2 protein-coding genes and 1 pseudogene are annotated in these 2,142 nt (G+C 62.7%); all 3 read right to left on the bottom strand.

Annotated elements, in window-relative coordinates; all coding sequences use genetic code 11:
• Nucleotides 1–296: hypothetical protein (locus VMR39_RS28095; RefSeq protein WP_325421444.1), on the bottom strand; the 296-nt coding region annotated here is incomplete at its 3' end.
• Between the two features lie 40 nt (nucleotides 297–336).
• Nucleotides 337–1,506: a 4-hydroxybenzoate 3-monooxygenase gene (gene pobA / locus VMR39_RS28090; RefSeq protein ID WP_325421442.1), complete on the bottom strand. Its 1,170-nt coding sequence runs from the start codon at nucleotides 1,504–1,506 to the stop codon at nucleotides 337–339.
• A 184-nt stretch (nucleotides 1,507–1,690) separates the two neighbouring features.
• Nucleotides 1,691–2,142 (bottom strand): annotated as a pseudogene (locus tag VMR39_RS28085) (hypothetical protein); the annotation flags it as partial.

The following is a 2,142-nucleotide window of genomic DNA, read 5'->3' as shown; positions in this document are numbered from 1 at the left end:
CAAAGAACCACCAGACAAGTTTCGGCGGACAACCATCCCACCCCATCCTTGCGTTTGGGGGACTGGTGTCCGTCTATGTTGGCGACCGTACAGTCCAGCGCCGCAGTGGCGTCGTCCCGTCCGGTGAAAAGCCCTCTAGGCGGGGCGAATGAGTCGGTCAACGGGAAAATGTCTTGAAAGCGTAATTTTCTGTCCCGCCTCTCCCGAAACAGCCTAATCGCCTGGCAAATCAGGTATTTTACATCAAAGGGCGCGATGGATTTCCCTCCGCCGCGCGCCTTGCTGAACATATCCACATGCGCCGACTCATCGGGCAGGTCGGATTCCCAACCAGACCTACAGCGGCAAACCGACGTAATTTTCGGCAATCGTCGTCTGTGCCGCCTCGGATGACGCGATATAGTCCAGATCAGCCACCTGCATGCGCCGGTCGAACGAATCACTATCCGGAAAGCGGTGCATCAGCCGGGTGAGTTGCCAGGAAAAGCGTTCCGCCTTCCATACCCGCGCCAGCGCCTTGCCCGAATAGCCGGCGATGGCATCGCGATCCTGCCGCTTGAAATGACCGATCAGCGCCTCGGACAGATAATGGACGTCGGAGGCCGCCAGATTGAGGCCCTTGGCGCCAGTGGGCGGAACGATATGCGCGCTGTCGCCCGCCAGCATCAGTCGGCCATGACGCATCGGTTCGAATACGAAGGAGCGCAGCGGAGCGATCGATTTTTCCAGCGCCGGGCCACGCGTGATATGGGCGGCCGCTTCCGGCCCAAGCCGGATCGCCAGTTCATCCCACAAACGATCATCCGGCCATTCCTCTATCTTCTCGTCGAGCGGCACCTGAATATAGTAACGGCTGCGCGTTTCCGAGCGCATCGATGCCAAGGCGAAGCCGCGCTCATGATTGGCGTAGATGAGTTCATGGTTGCACGGCGCAACGTCCGCCAGAATGCCGAGCCAGCCGAAAGGATAGACCTTCTCATAAGCAGTCGCGACCGACGCCGGGATCGCCTTGCGTGAAGGCCCGTGAAAGCCGTCGCAGCCGCAGAGAAATTCTGCATCGATCCGGTGCGTCGACCCATCCTTGTCATAGGTCAGATAGGGCGCATCGCTATCGACGTCATGCAAAGCCACATCGGCGGCATCGTAGATGATCTCCAGCCCGCGCGCCGGCGCCGCCGCCATCAGGTCGCGCGTCACCTCGGTCTGGCCATAGACCATCACCTGCCTGCCGGTCAGCGCGGCAATGTCGATCCGGATCAGCCGTTCGCCGTCCGCCAGATGGAAGCCATCATGCGGCAAGCCTTCGGCGTGCATACGTGCGCCCAGCCCCAGCCGATCCATCAGGTCCGTCGTGGTCCGTTCCAACACGCCGGCACGAATGCGCCCCAGCACATAATCGGGCGATGCCCTTTCGACGATGACGGTGTCGATGCCTTCGGCGCGCAGCAGATGGCCGAGCAGCAGCCCGGCGGGGCCTGCGCCGACGATGGCGACCTGGGTCTTCATGATGATCCTCTCCAGCCGATGCGGAATTTGAGGGGATCATGTCGTCGGTCGAGGCGCCGGCCCATGGCAGAAGCAACGGATTAGTTGGACGATTCAGCGCCTCTCTGGTGCGCAATATCCCGCCCGGTTCGCTGTATCGTCCGATTTTGCCGAAAATCGATTGCGCTGAAACTGGATGATCCGTTCAGGCCGCCGGCAAGATCACCACGCTGCCCGGCGCATCGCGCAGCCGCAGATAGAGCTTTCCATCCTGCGGCGTCGGCGCCTTCAGCGCGGAGCCGGTATAGCCATGCGCCACCTGCGCCGCCTGATCGAGTGTCGGCGTCGCGCCGACGGCATCGATCAGGAACAGGTCGCGGCCGCGGATCGTGCAGCCTTCGCCCTTGGCTTCGCAGGCCACCGCCTCGATCTGCGGCAATCGGGCGAGCGTCACCAACGGCTGCCAGTCGCTGGCCTCCTCGCCACGCAGCAGACGGAAACGGAGCGGACCGAAGAGCGATGGCGCCAATGTTTTGGGATCAAGCGTCGCCACCATCACCTGCGGGCTTTCCAGCCGGAGGCCGTTGGTCGCGGTCAGGCGGAGCGACGCACTGCCGTCAACCGGAGCGACCTCTATCACGTCGGCGGCGCTGAGCC

It is taken from the genome of Sphingobium sp., assembly GCF_035511395.1.
Taxonomy (GTDB): domain Bacteria; phylum Pseudomonadota; class Alphaproteobacteria; order Sphingomonadales; family Sphingomonadaceae; genus Sphingobium.
Note: the sequence above shows the minus strand (reverse complement) of the source record. Positions and strands in the feature narration are given on the sequence as shown.

What these genes read in the sequence shown, in the direction of transcription:
- pobA (WP_325421442.1), bottom strand. Translation starts at nt 1,506, where the DNA reads ATGAAGACCCAGGTCGCCATCGTCGGCGCAGGCCCCGCCGGGCTGCTG.